This is a genomic window from Bizionia sediminis, assembly GCF_042684585.1.
GTDB classification, from domain to species: Bacteria; Bacteroidota; Bacteroidia; order Flavobacteriales; family Flavobacteriaceae; genus Algorimicrobium; species Algorimicrobium sediminis.
On record NZ_JBHULS010000001.1, the window covers coordinates 838,270 to 859,966 of the forward strand.

17 protein-coding genes are annotated in these 21,697 nt (G+C 36.9%); 9 read left to right on the plus strand and 8 right to left on the minus strand.

What is annotated here, in order from left to right; genetic code table 11:
• Window positions 1–113: 113 nt before the first annotated feature.
• The 5 genes from ACFSQP_RS03795 to ACFSQP_RS03815 form a co-directional block, all read right to left on the minus strand.
• Complete coding sequence (locus ACFSQP_RS03795) at window positions 114–2,789, minus strand: DNA gyrase/topoisomerase IV subunit A (protein WP_376891900.1); 2,676 nt, start codon at window positions 2,787–2,789, stop codon at window positions 114–116.
• A 134-nt stretch (window positions 2,790–2,923) separates the two neighbouring features.
• Window positions 2,924–4,780: a DNA topoisomerase IV subunit B gene (locus ACFSQP_RS03800; RefSeq protein ID WP_376891901.1), complete on the minus strand. Its 1,857-nt coding sequence runs from the start codon at window positions 4,778–4,780 to the stop codon at window positions 2,924–2,926.
• Window positions 4,781–4,884: 104 nt separating this feature from the next.
• Complete coding sequence (locus tag ACFSQP_RS03805; protein WP_376891902.1) at window positions 4,885–6,312, minus strand: hypothetical protein; 1,428 nt, start codon at window positions 6,310–6,312, stop codon at window positions 4,885–4,887.
• A 75-nt stretch (window positions 6,313–6,387) separates the two neighbouring features.
• Window positions 6,388–7,482, minus strand: a complete 1,095-nt coding sequence (ychF, locus tag ACFSQP_RS03810) for a redox-regulated ATPase YchF (protein WP_376891905.1) — start codon at window positions 7,480–7,482, stop codon at window positions 6,388–6,390.
• Between the two features lie 253 nt (window positions 7,483–7,735).
• The gene (locus ACFSQP_RS03815; protein ID WP_376891906.1) at window positions 7,736–8,089 is read right to left on the minus strand and encodes a 4Fe-4S dicluster domain-containing protein; all 354 of its coding nucleotides are present in this window, start codon (window positions 8,087–8,089) and stop codon (window positions 7,736–7,738) included.
• A gap of 175 nt (window positions 8,090–8,264) precedes the next feature.
• On the opposite strand from ACFSQP_RS03815, the gene ACFSQP_RS03820 reads away from it, so the two are divergent.
• The 7 genes from ACFSQP_RS03820 to ACFSQP_RS03850 all read left to right on the plus strand — a co-directional run bounded on the left by ACFSQP_RS03820 (window position 8,265) and on the right by ACFSQP_RS03850 (window position 15,630).
• Window positions 8,265–9,329 carry an acyl-CoA reductase gene (locus tag ACFSQP_RS03820; protein WP_376891907.1) on the plus strand — a complete coding sequence of 355 codons (1,065 nt, stop codon included), beginning with the start codon at window positions 8,265–8,267 and terminating at the stop codon, window positions 9,327–9,329.
• 131 nt (window positions 9,330–9,460) lie between these two features.
• Window positions 9,461–10,522 carry a 3-phosphoserine/phosphohydroxythreonine transaminase gene (serC, locus tag ACFSQP_RS03825; RefSeq protein WP_376891909.1) on the plus strand — a complete coding sequence of 354 codons (1,062 nt, stop codon included), beginning with the start codon at window positions 9,461–9,463 and terminating at the stop codon, window positions 10,520–10,522.
• A gap of 53 nt (window positions 10,523–10,575) precedes the next feature.
• The gene (locus ACFSQP_RS03830) at window positions 10,576–11,538 is read left to right on the plus strand and encodes a D-2-hydroxyacid dehydrogenase (RefSeq protein ID WP_376891911.1); all 963 of its coding nucleotides are present in this window, start codon (window positions 10,576–10,578) and stop codon (window positions 11,536–11,538) included.
• A 330-nt stretch (window positions 11,539–11,868) separates the two neighbouring features.
• Entirely contained in the window at window positions 11,869–12,297 is a 429-nt protein-coding gene (locus ACFSQP_RS03835; RefSeq protein WP_376891913.1) for a DUF6146 family protein, read from the plus strand.
• A gap of 26 nt (window positions 12,298–12,323) precedes the next feature.
• Window positions 12,324–12,818 carry a DUF6787 family protein gene (locus ACFSQP_RS03840; RefSeq protein ID WP_376891914.1) on the plus strand — a complete coding sequence of 165 codons (495 nt, stop codon included), beginning with the start codon at window positions 12,324–12,326 and terminating at the stop codon, window positions 12,816–12,818.
• On the plus strand, window positions 12,818–13,153 hold the full coding sequence (locus ACFSQP_RS03845) for a hypothetical protein (protein ID WP_376891916.1): 336 nt from the start codon (window positions 12,818–12,820) through the stop codon (window positions 13,151–13,153). Before ACFSQP_RS03840 ends, ACFSQP_RS03845 begins: the two co-directional genes overlap by 1 nt.
• Before the next feature lie 161 nt (window positions 13,154–13,314).
• Window positions 13,315–15,630 carry a TonB-dependent receptor gene (locus ACFSQP_RS03850; RefSeq protein ID WP_376891917.1) on the plus strand — a complete coding sequence of 772 codons (2,316 nt, stop codon included), beginning with the start codon at window positions 13,315–13,317 and terminating at the stop codon, window positions 15,628–15,630.
• Window positions 15,631–15,665: 35 nt separating this feature from the next.
• Here ACFSQP_RS03850 and ACFSQP_RS03855 read toward each other — a convergent pair whose 3' ends face one another.
• On the minus strand, window positions 15,666–15,974 hold the full coding sequence (locus ACFSQP_RS03855) for a hypothetical protein (protein WP_376891919.1): 309 nt from the start codon (window positions 15,972–15,974) through the stop codon (window positions 15,666–15,668).
• Window positions 15,975–16,252: 278 nt separating this feature from the next.
• On the opposite strand from ACFSQP_RS03855, the gene ACFSQP_RS03860 reads away from it, so the two are divergent.
• Both ACFSQP_RS03860 and ACFSQP_RS03865 read left to right on the plus strand, forming a co-directional pair.
• Window positions 16,253–18,688, plus strand: a complete 2,436-nt coding sequence (locus tag ACFSQP_RS03860) for a DUF5916 domain-containing protein (protein WP_376891921.1) — start codon at window positions 16,253–16,255, stop codon at window positions 18,686–18,688.
• A 48-nt stretch (window positions 18,689–18,736) separates the two neighbouring features.
• Window positions 18,737–19,402 carry an ABC transporter ATP-binding protein gene (locus ACFSQP_RS03865; protein ID WP_376891923.1) on the plus strand — a complete coding sequence of 222 codons (666 nt, stop codon included), beginning with the start codon at window positions 18,737–18,739 and terminating at the stop codon, window positions 19,400–19,402.
• Window positions 19,403–19,482: 80 nt separating this feature from the next.
• Here the strand turns inward: ACFSQP_RS03865 and ACFSQP_RS03870 are convergent, their stop codons facing one another.
• On the minus strand, window positions 19,483–20,220 hold the full coding sequence (locus ACFSQP_RS03870) for a flavodoxin family protein (protein WP_376891925.1): 738 nt from the start codon (window positions 20,218–20,220) through the stop codon (window positions 19,483–19,485).
• 141 nt (window positions 20,221–20,361) lie between these two features.
• Window positions 20,362–21,681 carry a dicarboxylate/amino acid:cation symporter gene (locus tag ACFSQP_RS03875; RefSeq protein WP_376891927.1) on the minus strand — a complete coding sequence of 440 codons (1,320 nt, stop codon included), beginning with the start codon at window positions 21,679–21,681 and terminating at the stop codon, window positions 20,362–20,364.
• Window positions 21,682–21,697 lie beyond the last annotated feature (16 nt).

Genomic DNA, 21,697 nt, shown 5'->3' on the forward strand with positions numbered 1-21,697 from the left:
TTGGCGTCTATTTTTTTTAAAGAAAATTCACCCCTCGTGTATCAGCTGCTATTATCCGGCGGATTGGCAGCTTTTTTATGGGCTGCCATTAAAACATTTAGAGGTTAAATTTTTTAAAATAAAGTAGCCTGTCCGGTATCATCAATATTACCAGGCTTATCCGATTCTTCAGAATCCGTGGTGGTAGCCGATTTTGGGTTTGTAGTATTTAATTGTTCGGAATTGGCTGTAATTTCCTCATCGTCCACAACCTCTACATCTTGCGCTGCAGTTGTTTCGGGAGCGTCATACGGTAAAGGCTCAAGTAAATCTATTTGATTTACTTTTTCTTTAGTTAATTGGTTTCCTAAAGCTGTAATACCTTTAACAGCAATAAACGCTTCTAAATTAACCTCCATGTTTTCTTTTCGTTCCTTACCCCGTTCTTTAGCAAACACCACTTCGGCCATAGGGCGCCAATCTGTAGACACTATTTCGAGACGGGAGTTTTCGTGATTAGAAATTACAACCTCTTCTTTACTTTCATTTTCTACTAGAAAGCGTTTTACGTAATAGCGTTCTTTTTCACCTTCAAAATAAATAACTGAAATGGGTTTATTAGGAATCCATTTTTCCATAACAATCATATCGTCTTCGAAATGAGTGGTTACTTCGGGAATAATAGTTTTAACCAATCCGGATTGTGTAATAACAAGAATACGATCTTCACCTTTAAACTCACCTACCAACTCGCCACGACCATCTACATTTAACCGTCTTACGGTTTCATCGAACCATATTTTTCTTGGTTTTAAAGTGGACACACCTTTTTCTTTTAATTCTACCTTTTTTATGGCGTGTTTGGTAACTAAATTTCCTTTAGAACTGCGACCTTTAATTTTAACATCGGCAAAATCGATATCCCATTTTAATTTTTTAATACTTCCTACTTGGCGTAAATACACTGTTATTACTTCGGCTTCGCCGTTTGGATTTGCCGAAAAGTACCAGACGGTAGATTGTTTGGCTCCGTTGGTCATATCGTACTCCTTATCGCGTGTCATGGATGTAACAGCAAAACGTTTTATATAAGAAGGCCCTTTTTTGCCATCGCGATAAACCATATTGTAAATGGTGCGTTTGTCTTTTTTCTTAAACACGGCCACATGAATGATATCTTTACCTATAAAGGTTTTTGAATCTACTTTGGTAACCACCATTTTACCTTCTTTGGTAAATACAATAATATCATCTATATCGCTACAATCGCATACGTATTCATTCTTTTTTAAAGATGTTCCAATAAAGCCTTCCTCTCGGTTTACGTACAATTTTGTATTGCGTATGACTACTTTAGTAGCATCTACGTCATCAAAAACGCGAATTTCTGTTTTGCGTTCTTTACCGGCGCCATATTCTTTTTTAAGACGTTCAAAATAGGCAATAGCGTAGTCAATTAAATGTTCTAAATGGTGTTTTATTTCTGCAATTTGGGCCTCTAGAGCCTCAATTTTTTGCTGGGCTTTGTCGATATCGAATTTTGAAATGCGCTTGATACGAATTTCTGTTAATCGCACAATATCATCCTCTGTTATAGCGCGCTTTAAATGAGCAATATGAGGTTTTAAACCACTATCGATGGCTTGTATCACGCCTTCCCATGTTTCTTCTTCTTCAATATCGCGGTATATTCTGTTTTCAATAAAAATACGTTCCAGTGAGGCAAAATGCCATTGCTCTTCAAACTCGCCCAAACGAATTTCTAATTCTTTTTTAAGCAGCTGCACTGTGTTATCTGTAGAACGGCGTAACATTTCGGAAACACCAATAAACAAGGGCTTATTATTTTCAATTACGCAGCCTAAAGGTGAAATTGATATTTCGCAATTTGTAAAGGCATATAAGGCATCGATGGTTTTATCTGGCGAAATGCCATTAGGCAAATGCACCAAAATTTCCACGTTCGCCGCTGTATTATCCTCTATTTTTTTTATTTTAATTTTACCTTTATCATTAGCTTTTAAAATAGAATCGATTAACGAAGAGGTGTTTGTTCCAAACGGAATTTCGGATATTAATAAGGTACTTTTATCCTGTTGCGCTATTTTTGCTCGTACCCGCACTCTACCACCACGAAGCCCATCTTTATAATCGGAAAAGTCCGCAATACCAGCCGTTGGAAAATCCGGAAATAAACTAAAGCGTTTTCCTTTTAAATGTTTTATTGAGGCTTCTATAAGCTCGATAAAGTTATGCGGTAAAATTTTAGTGGATAAGCCTACAGCAATACCTTCACCCCCTTGTGCCAATAGCAAAGGAAACATAACAGGTAAATTAACAGGTTCCTTACGACGGCCATCATAGCTGTTTTGCCATTCGGTTATTTTTGGATTAAACACCACATCTAAACCAAATTTAGATAGGCGTGCTTCAATATATCGGGAGGCCGCAGCACTATCGCCCGTTAAAATATTACCCCAGTTTCCTTGGGTATCGATTAATAAGTCCTTTTGGCCAATTTGCACCATAGCATCTGCTATACTCGCATCGCCATGCGGATGATATTGCATGGTATGGCCTACAATGTTGGCTACTTTATTGTAACGACCGTCGTCCAAATCTTTCATGGAATGCATAATACGCCGCTGAACCGGTTTAAAACCATCTTCGATTGCTGGAACAGCACGTTCCAAAATAACATAGGAAGCGTAATCTAGAAACCAATCTTTGTACATGCCCGTAACACGGGTAATGGTTTCTTTATTTTCGTGTGTATTTTCTGGTAGGTTTTCGTTTACTTCGTCGTTCATTAACTTTATTATTTGCTGTTTTGGTCTAACTGACTTAAACTATAAACGTTTTATTTTATGCGCATTCGTATTTGGGTTTCCTTTTATATTTAGGCATTATAAACATATGGGAAAAGTCAGTTTTAACTGCCAACCTACAGTTCTTCTATAATATCCAATTCAACTTTCAAGTTATCGATAATAAATTCCTGTCTGTCTTGTGTGTTTTTACCCATATAAAAACTCAATAAATCGTCTATCGACATGTTGTCGTCAAGCATTACAGGATCCAACCTAATATCGTCGCCAATAAAGTGCTTAAATTCGTCGGGCGAAATTTCACCCAAACCCTTAAATCGGGTAATTTCTGGTTTTGGCTTTAACTCTTCCAAGGCGTTTTGCCGTTCCTCTTCGGTGTAACAGTAAATGGTTTTCTTTTTATTTCGAACCCTAAAAAGTGGTGTTTGTAAAATATACAAATGACCGTCTTTAATGAGTTCAGGGAAAAATTGCAGAAAAAATGTTATTAGCAACAACCGAATGTGCATCCCATCCACATCGGCATCTGTAGCAATAACCACATTGTTATAGCGTAAATCTTCTAGCGACTCCTCGATATTTAAAGCCGCTTGCAACAGATTAAACTCCTCGTTTTCGTAAACAATCTTTTTTGTTAACCCATAGCAATTTAAAGGTTTTCCTTTTAAGCTAAATACCGCTTGGGTGTTTACATCGCGCGATTTGGTTATACTTCCTGAAGCCGAGTCGCCCTCGGTAATAAACAGCGTGGATTCGAGATACCGTGGGTGCTTGGTGTCGCCAAAATGTACACGGCAATCGCGCAGTTTTTTATTATGCAAACTCGCTTTTTTTGCTCGATCTTTGGCTAATTTCCGGATTCCAGATAATTCCTTTCGCTCGCGCTCTGCCTGCAAAATTTTGCGCAGAATTTTATCGGCAGTTTCAGGATTTTTATGCAGGAAGTTATCTAAATTGGTTTTTACAAAATCGTTAATATAGGTTCGCACCGTTGGCAAATCGCCACCCATATCCGTTGATCCTAATTTGGTTTTTGTTTGGCTCTCAAACACGGGCTCCATAACTTTTATAGAAATGGCAGAGACTATGGATTTTCTGACATCCGAAGCATCGAAATTCTTATTATAAAATTCGCGAATGGTTTTTACCACCGCCTCCCTAAAAGCCGCCAAATGGGTACCACCTTGTGTGGTATTTTGTCCGTTAACAAAGGAATAATACTCCTCGCTATATTGGGTTTTACTGTGTGTTAAAGCCACTTCAATATCGTCTCCCTTAAGGTGGATAATAGGGTACAGTAAATCGTTTGGATTGGAGTTTTCGGCTAATAAATCCTTTAAACCATTTTCACTAAAATATTTTTCGCCATTAAAAACAATGGTTAACCCAATGTTTAGGTATACATAGTTTTTAAGCATTTTAATGATATACTCATTACGATACTTGTAATTCTTAAAAATGGTTTCGTCTGGAATAAACGATACTTTAGTACCTTTTCGCCTGGAGGTATCTTCTAGAAGCTCCTTGTTTGTTAAGTTACCTTTTTCAAATTCTGCGGAAGCCGATTTGCTATCGCGGGTGGATTCCACCCTAAAGTAACTAGATAAGGCGTTTACTGCTTTGGTACCAACCCCATTAAGACCAACCGATTTTTTAAAGGCTTTACTATCGTATTTACCACCGGTATTCATTTTAGAAACCACATCCACTACCTTTCCTAATGGAATACCACGACCGTAATCGCGAACGGTTACTTTATTGCCTTGTATGGAAATTTCAATCGTTTTACCGGCACCCATAACATACTCGTCAATGGAGTTATCCAGGACTTCTTTAATAAGAATATAAATACCATCATCTGCAGAAGACCCATCGCCCAATTTACCAATATACATTCCAGGACGCATACGAATATGCTCTTTCCAGTCCAGAGAACGGATATTATCTTCGGTATATTTGGTTTCTTGCGACATAAATAGGTGTTTTTGGATATGACGCTAATATAAGGTTTCGCTGTAAAAAATAAAACCCCTATTTTGTAAAGTAATTAACAATAATTTCTGACAACTATTAGGCGCTATTTTGTTTGTAGTTTTGGGTTTTTGTACAACGAAATAAACACACCACAATCGCTAAATGTTTCAAGTAGTTCCCATTCATTCTGAACCTTTAAAAGCTCATCGTCTTTAGTATAATTTTCAATATTAGATAGGAGAATATATGCATTTGTTTGTATATTAAAATGCGCATACTTATCGGTTTCAGATAAGGGCTGTAACGCTGAGAAATCGCGTTCATTTAACCGAATACGGGTTCCAATATGGCTAATTTCCAGCTCTGAATTTTTAATATAGTTCTCCATTTTTACTTCCAAAGGAAAATAGCGCAAATATGCTAATGTGCTATCCCATGGTTGAGAAATAGTGGCGGGATAAATCCAAAAATGGCCAGATAAAAAACAAATGACTACCGCAGACAGCATGACATTTTTATATTTTATTTGAAACAAAAAAATTAGATTAATTAATACTATTATGGCCAAAATATAGCATACCATAAAATATCTGTTACCAATTGGATTTGAAAACGGTACCATACCAAAAAACAGCACGATGCTAATAACAAAGAGCGCAATACCCATTCTGTCTATTAGCAAGTTTTTAAGCGATTTTTCTTTTATGTATTTATACAATAGTGGCATGAGTGCTAAAAAAATAATAAAACGGCCGTACTCTAAATAACTTTTAGCATATACAATACTATTTATTACAACGTTTTTAATTCCTGTAGTTTGCCGATGCTGATTATAATTGGTGTTTTCAGTAATTAAAAACCAACCCAACTCCCGAAACTGCAAAACACAAAAAAAGCCAAAGCTAACTGCCGCTATGACGTAGGCACTAAACGTTGCCTTATTGTTAGAAATAAGCCTGTAGCGCAGATAAATAGCATGAATAATTAAAATGGCTGTAAACAAGTAGATACCACGTAAATTGGTAAACAACAACCCCATTAAGGCCAGGGTAAACAAAAATGGTTTTTGATTGATTAAGCTGTTTAAAGAAAAAAGTGTAAAAAACAGCAATAGCATATCATTATTCAAACTAGTGGTTTGCGCCACTAACGTGGGTTCTAAACAGACCAAAAGCATAGCGCCTGCCGAAATACCGTTTATAAAGTTGTTTTTACATAACCTGCTAATTTGCCAAAAAACACCTATGTTAATTATAAGCAACAGTATTCTGGCAGTGAGAATAGACTTCCCAAAAACCGTCCAAAAAATGGCCAACATTGCAATCCATAAAGGTGGATGCCCCGAATTAAATTCGGTTGGTATAATAAACTGCTTTAAATCATTGTCATAAATCCAATTGGCGCGAGCAGATTTACTAATCGCATCCCAAAAAAACGGTAAGTCTCGAAAGATAATTGTAGAAACAACTAGGGCGCAACAGACTATAAAAAATACCTGTAAGTAGCTTATTTTTTTTAAGTTTCTTAACATTTGAGAAAGGTAAGATAAATGCAAAAAATCTAAAAATTATAAAGCACTTAACAGGTAAAATATAGGAACCGAATGTTATACATTAAACAAAAAGTGCATGACATCACCATCTTTAACGATATAGTTTTTTCCTTCCACGCGCATTTTACCAGCTTCTTTTACTTTTGCTTCGCTACCAAATTGCACATAATCATCATACGCAATAACTTCAGCGCGGATAAAGCCTTTTTCAAAATCGGTGTGAATAACCCCAGCCGCTTGCGGTGCTGTTGCTCCTACTTCTACAGTCCAAGCGCGTACTTCTTTCACACCTGCCGTAAAATAGGTTTGCAGATTTAATAATTTGTAAGCAGACCGAATTAATTTGGCAGAACCAGGCTCATCCAAACCAATATCGGCTAAAAACATTTGGCGCTCTTCGTAATCGTCTAGTTCATTTATATCGGCTTCGGTGCCCACTGCCAACACTAAAACTTCGGCGTTTTCATTTTTAACAGCCTCACGAACCTGATCTACATAAGCGTTTCCAGAGGTAGCAGCACCTTCGTCTACATTACAGACATATAAAACAGGCTTATCGGTAATAAATTGGCTAGGCTTTACAAATTCTATGCGTTCTTCCTCGGAAAACTCCAAAGTACGCACAGAATTTCCAGCCTCCAGTCCGGCTTTTATTTTAAGCAATAACGCTTCTTCTTTTTGCGCATCCTTATTACCGGTTTTGGCAGCTCGCTTTACCTTTTCTAGCTTTTTCTCAACGGTTTCTAAATCCTTTAATTGCAACTCCATATCTATGGTTTCTTTGTCGCGTATAGGATTCACGTTACCATCTACGTGTACAATATTATCATTATCAAAACAACGTAATACATGCAAAATAGCATCAGTTTCGCGAATATTAGCTAAAAACTGATTTCCCAAACCTTCACCTTTACTAGCGCCTTTAACTAAACCTGCAATATCTACAATTTCAACAGTAGCAGGAATAACGCGCTCTGGCTTAACAAGCGATTCTAATTTTTCTAATCGCGGATCTGGTACATTTACAACGCCCACATTAGGCTCTATGGTGCAAAACGGAAAGTTGGCACTTTGCGCTTTTGCGTTTGATAAACAATTAAATAAAGTCGATTTTCCTACGTTTGGTAATCCTACAATGCCTGCTTTCATATTTTTATGCCCGAAAAATGAGGGTTCTTTTTAATGTTGAAAATTGATAACACCAACTTATAATTTGGTTTATGCCGCGCAAAGGTAATTAAATACTTCTTTAAATTTAAAATAGAATGTGTAATTACTAATTCTCTTTCCGCATTACGTTTTTTAATAACGCATTTAAAATAAAAAATCCCCAACTAACAAGTGGGGATTTTAAAAAACGATTTAAAACAAACTAACAAATTATTTGCTAGCCTTATAATAATTAGGCATCAGGGTGCATAAAACGTTGTTTTTCGTTAAGTTGTTCTTCGGTTTCTACATGCGCATCGTCCGGCACACAACAATCTACTGGACATACTGCCGCACATTGTGGTTCCTCATGAAAACCTTGACATTCGGTACATTTGTCTGGTACAATGTAGTAAATTTCATCGCTAATAGGTTCTTGCGCCTCATCGGCGTCCACCTCTTTACCATTTGGTAATACTACTTTTCCGTTTAAACTGGTGCCGTCCTTATACCGCCAATCATCGGCACCTTCATAAATTGCCGTGTTTGGGCACTCTGGTTCGCAAGCACCACAATTTATACACTCGTCTGTTATTATAATAGCCATTTTTTTCTAATTTTTTATGCGTTAACATATATTTTAAAACGAGCGTAAATACATACTTTACATTGCAAATTAAAATGTTTTGTTGCTCGTTTGCTTTGTGTAAATTTGCATCAGGAATAATGTGCAAACTATAGTTGCAAAAATAACGCCAAAAGCATTCAAAACCAAATCATACATGGATTTACAACAAAGAATTAACGCATTTGTTGAATTAGGAAAATTTTTAAGTCAATTTACGACTACCAAGTTTCAGGAAAAAGCGTCTGTTTTACACAACCCATTATTTTTTGATGGCTTCAAACATCAAATTAAATTAGCGCAGGAGCACAATGCTTGGTTTACTCCAGATAATCTAATTTTCGCCTTTAACGGATGGACTAACTTACTTACCGAGAGTAACCTAAAAGCATGGCTTACCAAGTATGACTTTAATGGTTTACAACCAAAACAAGTGGCTATAATTATGGCTGGTAACATTCCTTTGGTTGGTTTTCACGACTTTTTATCCGTATTAATTAGTGGCCATTATGTAGTAGTAAAACAGTCGAGTAACGATAAACATTTGCTGCCTTTTTTAGCAAAATATTTAGAAACAGTGGCACCACAATTTAAAGGTAAAATAAGTTTTACCACCGAAAAATTAAATGAGTTTGATGCCATTATTGCTACAGGAAGCAATAACACCGCGCGTTACTTTGAGTATTATTTTAAAAATAAACCTTCTATAATAAGAAGAAATAGAAACTCTGTTGCGGTGCTTACAGGTGCGGAAAGCCAAGAGGATTTGGAAGCCCTTTCTGAAGATATTTTTAGATATTACGGTTTAGGCTGCAGAAATGTATCAAAACTTCTAGTACCTGAAAATTACGATTTTCAAAAATTTTTCCAAGCTATGTATGCATGGCACCCCATTATTCACGATAATAAATACGCCAATAACTACGATTATAACAAGGCAGTTTATTTAATGAGCGAATTTGATATGTTGGAGAATGGTTTTCTCATGATTAAAGAAGATACCAGCTACGCCTCGCCTATTGCTACAGTTTTTTATGAGTATTATAAAAATAAAACAGCGTTAAAAGAACGCTTGGAAACCGATAAAGACCTTATTCAATGTGTGGTGGCTAACGGACTTATTCCGCATGAAATTCCTTTTGGACAAACCCAAAATCCGCAGTTATGGGATTATGCCGACAATGTGGACACCTTGGCCTTCCTACTTAATTTAAAAGCATAAATTAGTTATTAATTAACATCTATTTTGTTATATTTTAGCACCTTTGTTAAAAACCACATAACAATACCAAAAAGTAACTTTTAAACTTAAAAATCTATAATTCTTTAGGGTTGTTTAGAAACATATAATTTATGAAAAAACATAATTTTAGCGCTGGCCCTTGTGTTTTGCCAAAAGAAGTAATACAAAAAGCGTCGGAGGCCTTATTGGATTTCGATAATGGTTTATCGCTAATCGAAATATCGCACCGAAGCAAACCCTTTGTAGATGTTATGGAAAAAGCCAGACGCTTGGCACTCCAATTATTAGATCTAGAGGGCAAAGGCTACCAAGCGCTTTTTTTACAAGGTGGTGCTAGCACCCAATTTGTTATGGTGGCTTTAAATTTGTTAGAAACAGAGGCGGCCTATTTAAATACGGGTACCTGGAGCAGCAATGCCATAAAAGAAGCAAAACTTTACGGCAAAGTACACGAAGTGGCTTCATCAGCAGATAAAAGCTTTAGTTATGTTCCTAAAAACTATACAATTCCGGCTAACTGCGACTATTTCCATTGTACCTCAAACAATACTATTTTTGGTACGCAACTAACCACATTTCCAAAAACCGATATTCCTATGGTTTGCGACATGAGTAGCGATATTTTTTCGCGCACACTGGATTTTAGTCAGTTTGCGCTTATTTATGCAGGGGCTCAAAAAAATATGGGTCCCGCGGGTACCACGCTGGTAGTTGTTCGCGAAGATATCTTAAATAAAGTGACACGCAGCATCCCTTCTATTTTAAATTACAACGTACAAATAGCCAAAAATAGCATGTTTAACACACCTCCTGTTTTTGCTGTTTATACCTCCATGCTTACTATGGAATGGCTTCAAAATTTAGGCGGTATTTCAGTAATTGAAGCGGAAAACAACAAAAAAGCCCAACTTATTTACAGCGAAATAGATTTAAACCCACTTTTTACAGGATTTGCGGCGAAAGAAGACCGTTCTAAAATGAATGCAACGTTTAACTTAACGGAAACGAAATTAAAAGAAACCTTTGAAACAATGTTGCAAAAAGAAGGCATAAGCGGCTTAAACGGTCACAGAAGCGTTGGTGGTTACCGAGCCTCCATGTATAATGCACTAACCCTGGATAGTGTGGGTGTTTTGGTAGACGTTATGAGCGAATTGGAACGCAAAGCCTAATTAAAATAGAGTAAATAATAAACACATACATTTTTTAGTAAATACCATTTTAAATGAAAGTTTTAGCAAACGACGGAATTTCAAGAAGCGGCGAAGAGGCGCTAATTGAAGCTGGATTTGAGGTTATAAAAACAACTGTAGCCCAAAGCCAACTTATGTCATATATAAACACACATAATATTGATGTTTTGCTTGTGCGAAGCGCTACCAAAGTTCGTGAAGATATTATTGATGGTTGTCCTAGCCTTAAAATTATAGGTCGCGGTGGTGTAGGCATGGATAATATAGCTGTAAACCATGCACGTAAAAAAGGCCTTCATGTTATAAATACGCCAGAGGCATCTGCCCAATCGGTTGCCGAGCTTGTTTTTGCGCACCTTTTCGGCGGCGTGCGTTTTTTACACGACGCCAACAGAACCATGCCACTTGAGGGCGATACACGATTTAAAGAACTGAAAAAAAACTATGCGCTTGGTACCGAGTTACGGGGAAAAACATTGGGTATTATTGGCTTTGGAAGCATTGGGAAAGAAGTTGCAAAAATAGCCTTGGGTATTGGTATGAAAGTAATCGCTAGTAAAAGCGCAGCGCATACTGGTACAGCCGTGGTGACGCTGCCTTTTTACAACAAGCAAAGTATTGATATTTCGATTGAAATTACAAGTACCGAAGCGCTTTTAAAACAAGCAGATTTTATTACCATACACGTTCCGGCGCAAGAAGAATACCTAATAGACCAGCATCAATTTGAAATTATGAAAAACGGTGTTGGTATTATTAACGCGGCACGTGGTGGGGTTGTTAACGAAGTTGCGCTAATTAAGGCTTTAGAATCTGGCAAAGTAGCCTTTGCGGGAATAGATACCTTTGAAGAGGAACCTACACCAGCCATACAAGTACTTATGAATGGTAAAATTTCCCTAACACCACATATTGGTGCTGCTACCAAAGAGGCACAAGATAGGATTGGCACGGAATTAGCATCGCAAATTATAAAACTGACTAGCCAAAATTAAGCGTGATTTTCTTGGCTAGTTAGAAACATGTTCTGGTAAGTTACATACAAAACTGCAGCAAAAGTCTATTAAAATAATTCGTATGGAAATTTTTAATAGACTTTTGAACGTTTTATTAGAAAAACTTGTCACGCTTTTTAAAAGTTCTCACAAATAGCTGCTTTTAAATTAAGTTATCTGCCACGGTAATTAGTAATATTTTTTTACTGCCGGTCAATTCCTTTCCTTAATTACCGCTCTCCTGCCGCTATCATAACACGCTTTAATATAAAATTAGGAGGTCTTCAGGTTATCGATTTTATTTTTCGTATTTTTAGAAAAAGTCTTATTATGAAAACCTTTTTTTACATTCTTATTTTGGCGTGTTTTTTTTCGGCCTGTCAAACTACTAAAAAAGCCGCAACACCACGCGCGGAAAATAGCCTTGAAAAGCAAGACACCATTAAAATTACCAATACAGAACTAGAATACGAAGTAATAATTGTTGATACGGGTTTTGAAACCTGGATGGCCAGTCGTGCCAAACCACGAAGCTTTTATACTCAGTCGTTTTTAGAGGCTCGAAACAGCGATTATGTAACAGAATGGAATAGTCGGGTTACGGCCTCAAACTATAGCACCAACTTATACCAAATGCCAATAGATTATAACCCGGGTACAGATTATGGATTTGAAGTAAACTATATTTTGTATCATTATTTCGTGTTTTTTCAAGAAAAGTATAAACAGCAATTATCCTCGCATAATCCTAGATTTTAAATTATATTTGCTGTCAAATTTGCAGTATGAAAAAATTTAAGGAAACCTGGGAAATTCAACAAAACTGGCAGCTGCTTTTTCCTGCTTTAGGAATTGTTGGACTATCGTACTCGTGTTTTCGTTTGGCTTCCTTATTTCCATTTGCTCATAATATTTATATTACGCTAGCGCTTGCCGCTATAATGTTTGTGGTAATTCTTAAAATAACCTTGCGGTTGTTTACCAAACTAGAAAAACGCTGGGAAGTTACCTATAGATGGGAAATAATAAGAATTTTTATTGTTTTTGCTGTTACCGGAAGTTCTTCGTTGGTTGTTGGCAGACCAATTATAAAACTACTCGGAATTACTAAAGAAAACTTAAATCCATTACTCTATTGGATTTTATTTGTTATTATTGGGCTCATTTTTTATCAAATCTTACTCGTTTCGTTTGGATGGCTTTTTGGCCAGTTCAAGTTTTTCTGGGAGTTTGAGAAAAAAATGTTGAAACGTCTAGGGTTTAAAAAATTTTTGGAATAGTGCACAAAATAAAGGAACATAGCCTCTTTAAAACACTAGCCATACTATTGGTTTTAGCGGTTCTGCTTCCTGCTGCTGTAAAATTTGGTCATATTTTTGAAAATCACGCACACGAGGTATGTACCAATAAATCGAGCACCCATTTACATGAAATAGATTTAGATTGCGAATTTTACAAATTCAATCTAGCCAATCAGTTTTTTCAAGAAGCAGCAGAGTTTTTAGTTTTACATTTTGAAGAAAATCATAAAATTGCTAGTTCACACTATGCGTTTTTAAGCCCATTTCAGCAACTTCACTTTTCGCTACGGGGTCCGCCAGTGGTAATTAATTAGTCTACATACACAATAAACGTACTGCGGTTTATAGCTTTTATTTGAGTTAATACATTATTATAGCCAGAAAAAGTACAAAAGCACGCATAACAACGGTTTTATACAAATCTTGCGCGCTTGCCAGCCGTGGTATTTAAACACTAATTTTTACACAATTTTAAATGAAAACAATTTTAACCATATTTTTTATGGCCGTTGCCTCTGTGGCTTTAGGCCAAAACACCGTGACTGGTGTTGTAACCGACTCCGATACAGGTGAAGGTTTACCCTACGTAAATATTTATTTTCCACAATTAGAAAAGGGCACTACCACAAACGAAACCGGTGCCTTTACCCTGAAAAACTTGCCTTCGGGAACCTACGCTCTAGTATACTCTTATGTAGGCTTTGAAACAAAGTCTATAAATGTAAGTATTCCTATTACAGAACCCATAGCGTTATCGTTGGCGAGTTCTGCAATTGAAATGGAGGCCGTTATTGTTTCCACGCCTTTCCATAAACTTCAAAGCGATAATGTAATGATGGTGCAACGGCAAACTATGGCGGAGCTTAAAAGTTCGGGAGCAGTAACCCTAGGCGAAGGCATTTCCAACATACCAGGTGTTGAGGGTGTAAGCACCGGATTGGGCATTACAAAACCCGTAATTAGAGGTCTTACCTCCAACCGGGTTTTAGTTTATACGCAAGGTGTCCGATTAGAAAATCAGCAATTTGGCGATGAGCACGGTCTGGGTCTTAGCGATGCAGGAGTAGCTAGCGTTGAAGTTATAAAAGGTCCGGCCTCTTTATTGTACGGTAGCGATGCTCTAGGAGGTGTTTTGTACATAAATCCAGAAAAATTTGCTCGCGAAAATACATCTCAAGGCGAAGTAAATGGTAACTATTTCAGTAACACGCAAGGATACAGTACGGGAGCCGCCTACAAAGCTTCTGGCGAAGCCTTTAAGGTATTGTTTAGAGGGAGCGTTAGTGAGCATGCCGATTATAATACAGCAGATTACCGAGTAACCAATACCCGTTTTAAAGAACAAGATTTTAAAGCAGGTTTGGGCTACCAAGGAACCCATTTTAAAACAGAATTGCGCTACAATGTTAATCGGTCTAAAATAGGCATTCCTCACGAAATTGGCGAGCAATCTACAAACTACGAACCACTTTTACCCTTTCAAGAATTAACAAATCACATTTTTAGCTCACGCTCCACGTTATTTTTTAAGCAATCTAAATTAGAGTTTAATTTAGGATACATATATAACGACAGAAAAGAGTTTGAAGATGATCATCACCATCATGACCATGCGCACGACCATGAGCATGAAGGCGAAGAACACGAAGGCGAAGAACATCATGACCATGACCATGCCGATCACGATGAGCACGGTGAGCACGATGAACACGATGCCATGCATGGCAGCGGTAACGAGGATATGCTGCATCCAGCATTACACATGAAACTTAAAACTGCTAATTACGATATAAAATACCACTTACCCGGTAAAGGCAATTTTGAAACTGTGGTAGGCGTGCAAGGTATGCATCAAATTAATACTAATTATGGTGAAGAAGTGCTTGTTCCGGACGCCATTACTACCGATTTTGGCGTGTTAGCCATGTCGCATATTCATTTCGATAAAGCCGACTTACAGGTAGGTGTTCGTTACGATAAGCGATGGATTGATATTAACAATAGCTTAAACAAAACGTTTAATAGCTTTAATGGCGCTTTAGGAGCCAAAACAAACATCACCAAACAAATTACAGCACGCTTAAATCTGGCCACCGGTTTTAGAGCGCCTAATTTAGCCGAATTAACCTCTGATGGGGTTCACCACGGAACTAATCGTTATGAAATTGGAAACGTTAACTTAAATACGGAACAAAATTTTCAAACCGATTTGGCTTTGGAATATAAAAACAAGCATGCAGCGTTTTATGTAAATGGTTTTTATAATCATATTAACAATTACATTTACCTCTCCCCTAATGGTTCGTTTATAAATAATAATCCTGTATTTAATTACCTACAAGATAACGCAGCGCTTTATGGTGGCGAAATTGGCCTACACGTGCATCCACACCCTATTCACTGGTTGCACTATCAGGCTAGTTTTGAAACTGTAACTGGTAAATTAAACTCTGGCGCTTATTTACCTTTAATTCCTGCCAATAGTTTAAGCAACACCATTCGGGCGGAATGGGATATGCAAGATGTTGGCAGCACCTTTGCTTTTGTTAAGCTACAATCTGTGTTTAATCAGAAAAATGTTAGTGCTTTTGAAAGCAGTACCTCCGGATATAATTTATTAAGTGCGGGCATTGGTGGCACGTTTAAAGTGTTTAACAAGGATTTATCACTAACGATAACCGGAACCAATTTAACGGATAAAACCTATATAAATCATTTATCGCGTTTAAAACCAGATGGAATATTTAATATGGGTAGAAATTTTAGTTTTGGCCTTACCTATACGTTATAAATCCAGAACACATAAATTTTAAAAAAAAAGAGTGATTAATATTCAATCACTCTTTTTTGTTTTTTTAAGGATAGGCTTTCCGTTTGCGAAGACAAGTAATAGGTATAAAACCACATAATAGAAAATGTTGGAATAATATCTACAAGGGGTAAGGCCTCCTCTACAAATGTAACTGCTGCTGCTATTTTACCACGACGTCCTGCATACATTTTGCTCATTAAATAAGCCGATAACGGCGCCCAAATAAAATCGAATGGTGGGAAAATGTAAGATAAATACCCCATAGCATCAAACACCAAGCCCAATGCTAATTTTTTCGATTTACTCAATTTTTCTAAACGCATAAGTTTTCAATTTTATAATTCGAAATGTGCAAATTTCATTCCAAAAAATAATAATACTTTTTAACAAACGTTTTCATCTTGCAATTTATTGTAATTGTGCTAATTATGATTTTTAAAATCTTCTTAATTCAAATATATAGTCTAAAAATCTGTTTGTTTTTAACGTTTAATTATGACGCTTTTTTAACAGACACATTTAGTTTTGCATCGCATCGCTTTCCAATCACAAAAATTTTAAGCGTAAAAATTAACCTGGCAACTAAAACCAACTACTCAGCATGAAATATACCCTGTTTATTTTCATTTTCTTAATGTATGTTTCAACACATGTTGCGCAAGAAAAAAAATCGATAAGCATAACGCGTACCTTAACACCCCCAAAAATTGACGGTGTTTTAAACGACCCTATTTGGGAAGGCGCGCAAGAGGCTACAGATTTTGTACAATTTGAACCTGAAATGGGTATAAAAGAAACGCACGACACCCGGACGGTGGTAAAAATAAGCTACGACAACGACGCAATTTACGTAGGTGCTTATTTATACGATAAACCTGAAAATATAATGAGTCAATTAACCAGTCGGGATAATTTTGGGCAAGCAGACTTTTTTGCGTTTATTCTTAATCCGAATAACGACGGTCAAAATAACACCCAGTTTTATGTGTTTAGTTCCGGCGTGCAAGCAGACGCTATTGAGTCGCCAGGAATTGGCGAAGATTTTAGTTGGAATGCCGTTTGGGATAGCGCCGTAAAACTAGTAGACAATGGTTGGATTGTTGAAATGAAAATACCATACCGCACATTGCGGTTTTCCAATGAAAAGAATCCTACTTGGGGGGTTCAATTTCACAGACATTTTAGGCGCTACCGTTCGCAATATACTTGGAACCCAATAGATGTTACCCGAGGCAACGCAGGTATTTATAATGGCAATCTTGTAGGACTTCAAAATCTGAATCCACCAACGCGCTTAACATTGTATCCATTTATTTCGGGTATTGCAAACACCTTTGATGGTGAAAGCGAAACACAATTTAACGCTGGTATGGATTTAAAATATGGCATCACAGAAAATTTTACACTAGACGCCACTTTAATTCCCGACTTTAGTCAGGCGGGTTTTGACCGTGTTGAGCTTAACTTGGGTCCTTTTGAACAAGCCTTTTCCGAACAACGTCAGTTTTTTACCGAAGGAGTGGATTTATTTACAAAAGGCGATTTATTTTTTTCCAGACGCGTTGGCAATGAACCTTCAGGAACGGTTAATTTACAACCTAACGAGACGCTAGAAAATATGCCAAAGCAAGTTAAGGTATTAAACGCTCTTAAAATTTCAGGTAGAACCAAAAACGGATTGGGTTTGGGCGTTTTTAATGCTATTACAGAAAAAACATATGCCAATATAAAAAACACAACTTTTAACACCAACCGCAGGCAGTTAGTAGAACCGCTTACCAATTACAATATTTTGGTGGTAGACCAGCAATTTAACCAAAATTCGTCTGTTAGTTTAATTAACACAAACGTTACCAGAAATGGAAGCTTTCGCGATGCCAATGTTACAGGAATTTTAGCCGATTTAACCACCAAAAAAAACACATACAACTTAGAAGCTGAATTTAAAATGAGCCATTTAAATTTGGAAACAGGTACGCAAACAGGCTACAGCTACGAATTGGAGTTTGCAAAAGTATTTGGAAATTGGCAATATGCCATAGAGCACGAATATGCAGACGATACCTACAATATAAACGATTTAGGACTGCAATATAGAAACAACTTTAGCAATTTTGCAGGCGAAGTTTCCTACAGAATATTTGAACCATCCGGCGCTTTTAACACCTATAATATATATTTATTTGGAGCTTATAACCGCCTTTCTAATCCAAGTACATACACCGGTAGCTCCGTGGGTGGTTCCATTTATGGCGAACTAAAAAGTTTACATAGTTTTGGAGCAGACTTTAACTTGCAACCTGGAAAACAATACGACTATTTTGAACCTCGCGTTGCCGGACGCTATTTTGTTTATGAAAACAGATTAAATGCCAATTTATGGATTTCTTCCAACTACAATAAAACCTTTGCTATTGATGCCAATTTTGGTGGCGCCACTTATTTTGAAACGGATAGAAATACCTCCAACACTTGGTTTGGTGTTAGTCCGCGTGTGCGATTTAACGATAAAATGCTTGTTGTTTATTCATTTGATTACGACCATATAACAAATGACCGCGGTTATGCTAGCAGGACAGAAAATGCCATAATTTTTGGAAACCGAAAAAGAAAAACCATTGTAAACAGCGTTACAAGTTCATATAATTTTAATCCGTTTCATAGTTTGGGTTTAACATTCCGAAACTATTGGAGCACCGTTTTATACAGCCCAAATACCTACGAACTACAAGAAAATGGACGCTTATTAAAAACTTCAAATACTTTTGAATCGGCTGGCATACCAGACCCAAACATTAATTTTAGCACTTGGAATTTAGATGTTAGTTATTCATGGCAATTTGCGCCAGGAAGTTTTGTTACCGCTTTATACAGAAATCAATTATTTAATTTTAATAAGGATGCGACCTTAAGTTTTAGCGAAAATTTTGATCGCTTATTACAACAACCTATTCAAAATTCCTTTTCTTTAAAAATTCAATATTTTATTGACTACAATAATTTGAAGAAAATTTTCAATAAGAATACGGCTTCTTAATTGTAAAGAAATCTTTTAAACAGTACCTTGCTTACATATTTTTAAGTCATGATTTTAGCAAAAAACATTCATAAATACTACAACGATTTACACGTATTAAAGGGTGTAAATTTAAATATCCAAGCTGGCGAAATTGTGTCAATTGTTGGTGCTTCGGGCGCGGGTAAAACCACCTTGTTACAAATTTTAGGCACCTTAGACCAACCTAGCAAAAAAGATTCATTTACATTTAAAATAAACGGTACGGACGTTGCAAATTTATCGGAGAGAGGATTGGCTAAATTTAGAAATGAAGAAATAGGTTTTATATTTCAATTTCACCAATTATTACCAGAATTTACGGCTATGGAGAATGTATGCCTACCTGCTTTCATAAAAAAAACACCGAAAGCTCAAGCCGAAAAGCGCGCCACCGAATTATTAGATTTTTTAGGGTTAAAAAACCGTTACCACCACAAACCTAACGAACTTTCGGGAGGCGAACAACAGCGTGTAGCCGTGGCCAGAGCCTTAATAAATAATCCGAAAATACTATTTGCAGACGAACCATCGGGGAACCTAGACAGCGAGTCGGCTGAAAATTTACACCAACTATTTTTTAAACTACGTGATGAATTTGGTCAGACGTTCGTGATTGTAACGCATAATTCGGACTTGGCTAATATGGCAGATAGGAAGCTAACCATGGTAGATGGGCAGATTGTCTCTAACTAATGGGTAACCAGATAGCACGTAAATAAACACGTTTTTTAGTCTTCAAATTTCAAACTAGATCGTTACAGCACCTTGGAGCTTTAACGGTATTCTGGGTTTTCAAAATGCCACCGTTTACCGTCTGTCCAGTCTGTTTTAGAATTTCCGTATTTAGGATAGCCGTTTTGCAATTTTAACATTCCAGCTAAATGCAACAAGTTATAAGTCATAAACGTGACATTTCTGTTCGTGAATTCACTATCAAAACCAGCCGGCGGATTTAATGATTCTTGTTGCCATTCGGTATCGCCGTAACTAGGCCCAGGACCAATAGCTCCCAACCATCCCGAATCGGCTTGTGGTGGTATTGAATAGCCAATATGTTGTAGGGCATATAGTAAGCCCATAGCGCAATGCTTGGCACCGTCCTCATTGCCCGTAATAATACACCCGCCTACCTTACCGTAATATACATACTGCCCTTTGGCATTTGTTTTACCACTCATGGCGTATAAACGTTCGATAAGTTTTTGCGCTTCCGAAGATTTTTCGCCTAACCAAATAGGCGTTCCTATTACTAGAATATCGGCGGCCATAACTTTTTTATAAATAGCCGGCCAAGCATCTGTATCCCAACCATGGTTGGTCATATCTGGATAGATACCGCTGGCCACATCAAAATCGATAAAACGTAAATTCTCAACTTGAACCCCTTCTTTAATCATAATGGATTTAGATAGGTTAATAAGTGTTTCCGTATGACTTTTACTGGGTGATTTTTTTAAGGTACAATTTATAAAGAGCGCGTTTAAATTTGTGAAATTTGGTTTGTTATCCATATTTTTTTTGTTTTTAGTAAAATACAAAATTTACAGCAGGATAAAAAACCGCAGCTAAACAGGACAACTTTAAATAAAATCTAAACCGAAAATTTTAAAAAGCTATAGCGTGTTTACGACGCAGTTTAAAATGGAAACACATTATATTATTTTACGGTCCTTTTTAGGGTAATTATCATCCCAATTTTTAATTTTTGGTTCTCCTAGTTTGTTAATAGACTTGGCTACCATCATAGAAACGGCAGCGTCTCCTGTAATATTAACCGATGTTCTGCACATATCCAACGGCCTATCTACAGCAAAAATTAGCGCCAAGCCTGCTTCAGGAATACCTGCTTGTGCTAAAACAATAACGAGCATAACCATACCAGCTCCCGGCACGGCTGCGCTACCGATAGATGCCAATGTAGCCGTGGCAATAATGCCTAATTGCACACCAAAACTTAAGTCCATACCAAAGGCTTGAGCAATAAATACTGCAGCTACCGCCTGATATAAACTTGTACCATCCATATTAATTGTTGCACCAATAGGTAATACAAAGCTGGTTACCTCTTCGTCTACACCTAAATGTTCCTCTACACGCTCCATAGTTACGGGTAAAGTGGCAGCACTACTACTGGTGGAAAAACCAAGTAATTGAGCCGGAGCAATACCATTTAGAAAAAATTTAGGACTTTTTTTAGTGACAATAAACACCAGAAAGGTGTATACCAGCATCATTAACAATAATCCCAAAACAACACAAAAGGCATACCAGCCAAGGGCCTTAAACAAATCGGCACTAGGCGCTTCAACTACTAAAGCTGCTAATAAAGCAAACACGCCAAAAGGAGCAGCTAACATAATTAAATCAATTAATTTTAATATTACCTCATTAAAGCTATCGAAAAACTGCTTGACAGGTGCAGACTTTTCTTCTGGAATTAAAATTAAACCTAGACCAAATAAAATGGCGAAGAAAATAACCTGAAGCATGTTCCCATTATCGCTGGCCGCATAAAAAATATTGCTAGGCACCAAATCTTCTAAAGCCTGCAGCGGCCCTGCGTTTTTTTGTTTTTCAGCATCGGCTATTTTTCCTTCGGCATCAGTTTTATAACTCTCCACCAGCTCCATCCTTGTTTCTTCTGAAATAGATTTACCTGGCTTAATTATATTAACCACAGCCAAGCCAATAGAAACGGCTATAACGGTTGTAGCAATATAAATACCAATGGTACGCCCGCCCATTTTAGATAATTTAGAAATATCTTTTAAATCGGATACCCCCTTAATTAATGAAGCTAAAATTAATGGCACAGCTATTAATTTTAGTAAATTGATAAAAATAGTACCAAACGGTTTAACCCAATCGGTAATTAATTGACTTCCAAATTCGAAATTGGACATGATTAAGGCGAAAATAACACCCAAAACCATACCCAGTATTATTTGCCAATGTAACGCAAGTTTTTTCATGCTGTGTGGTTATAAA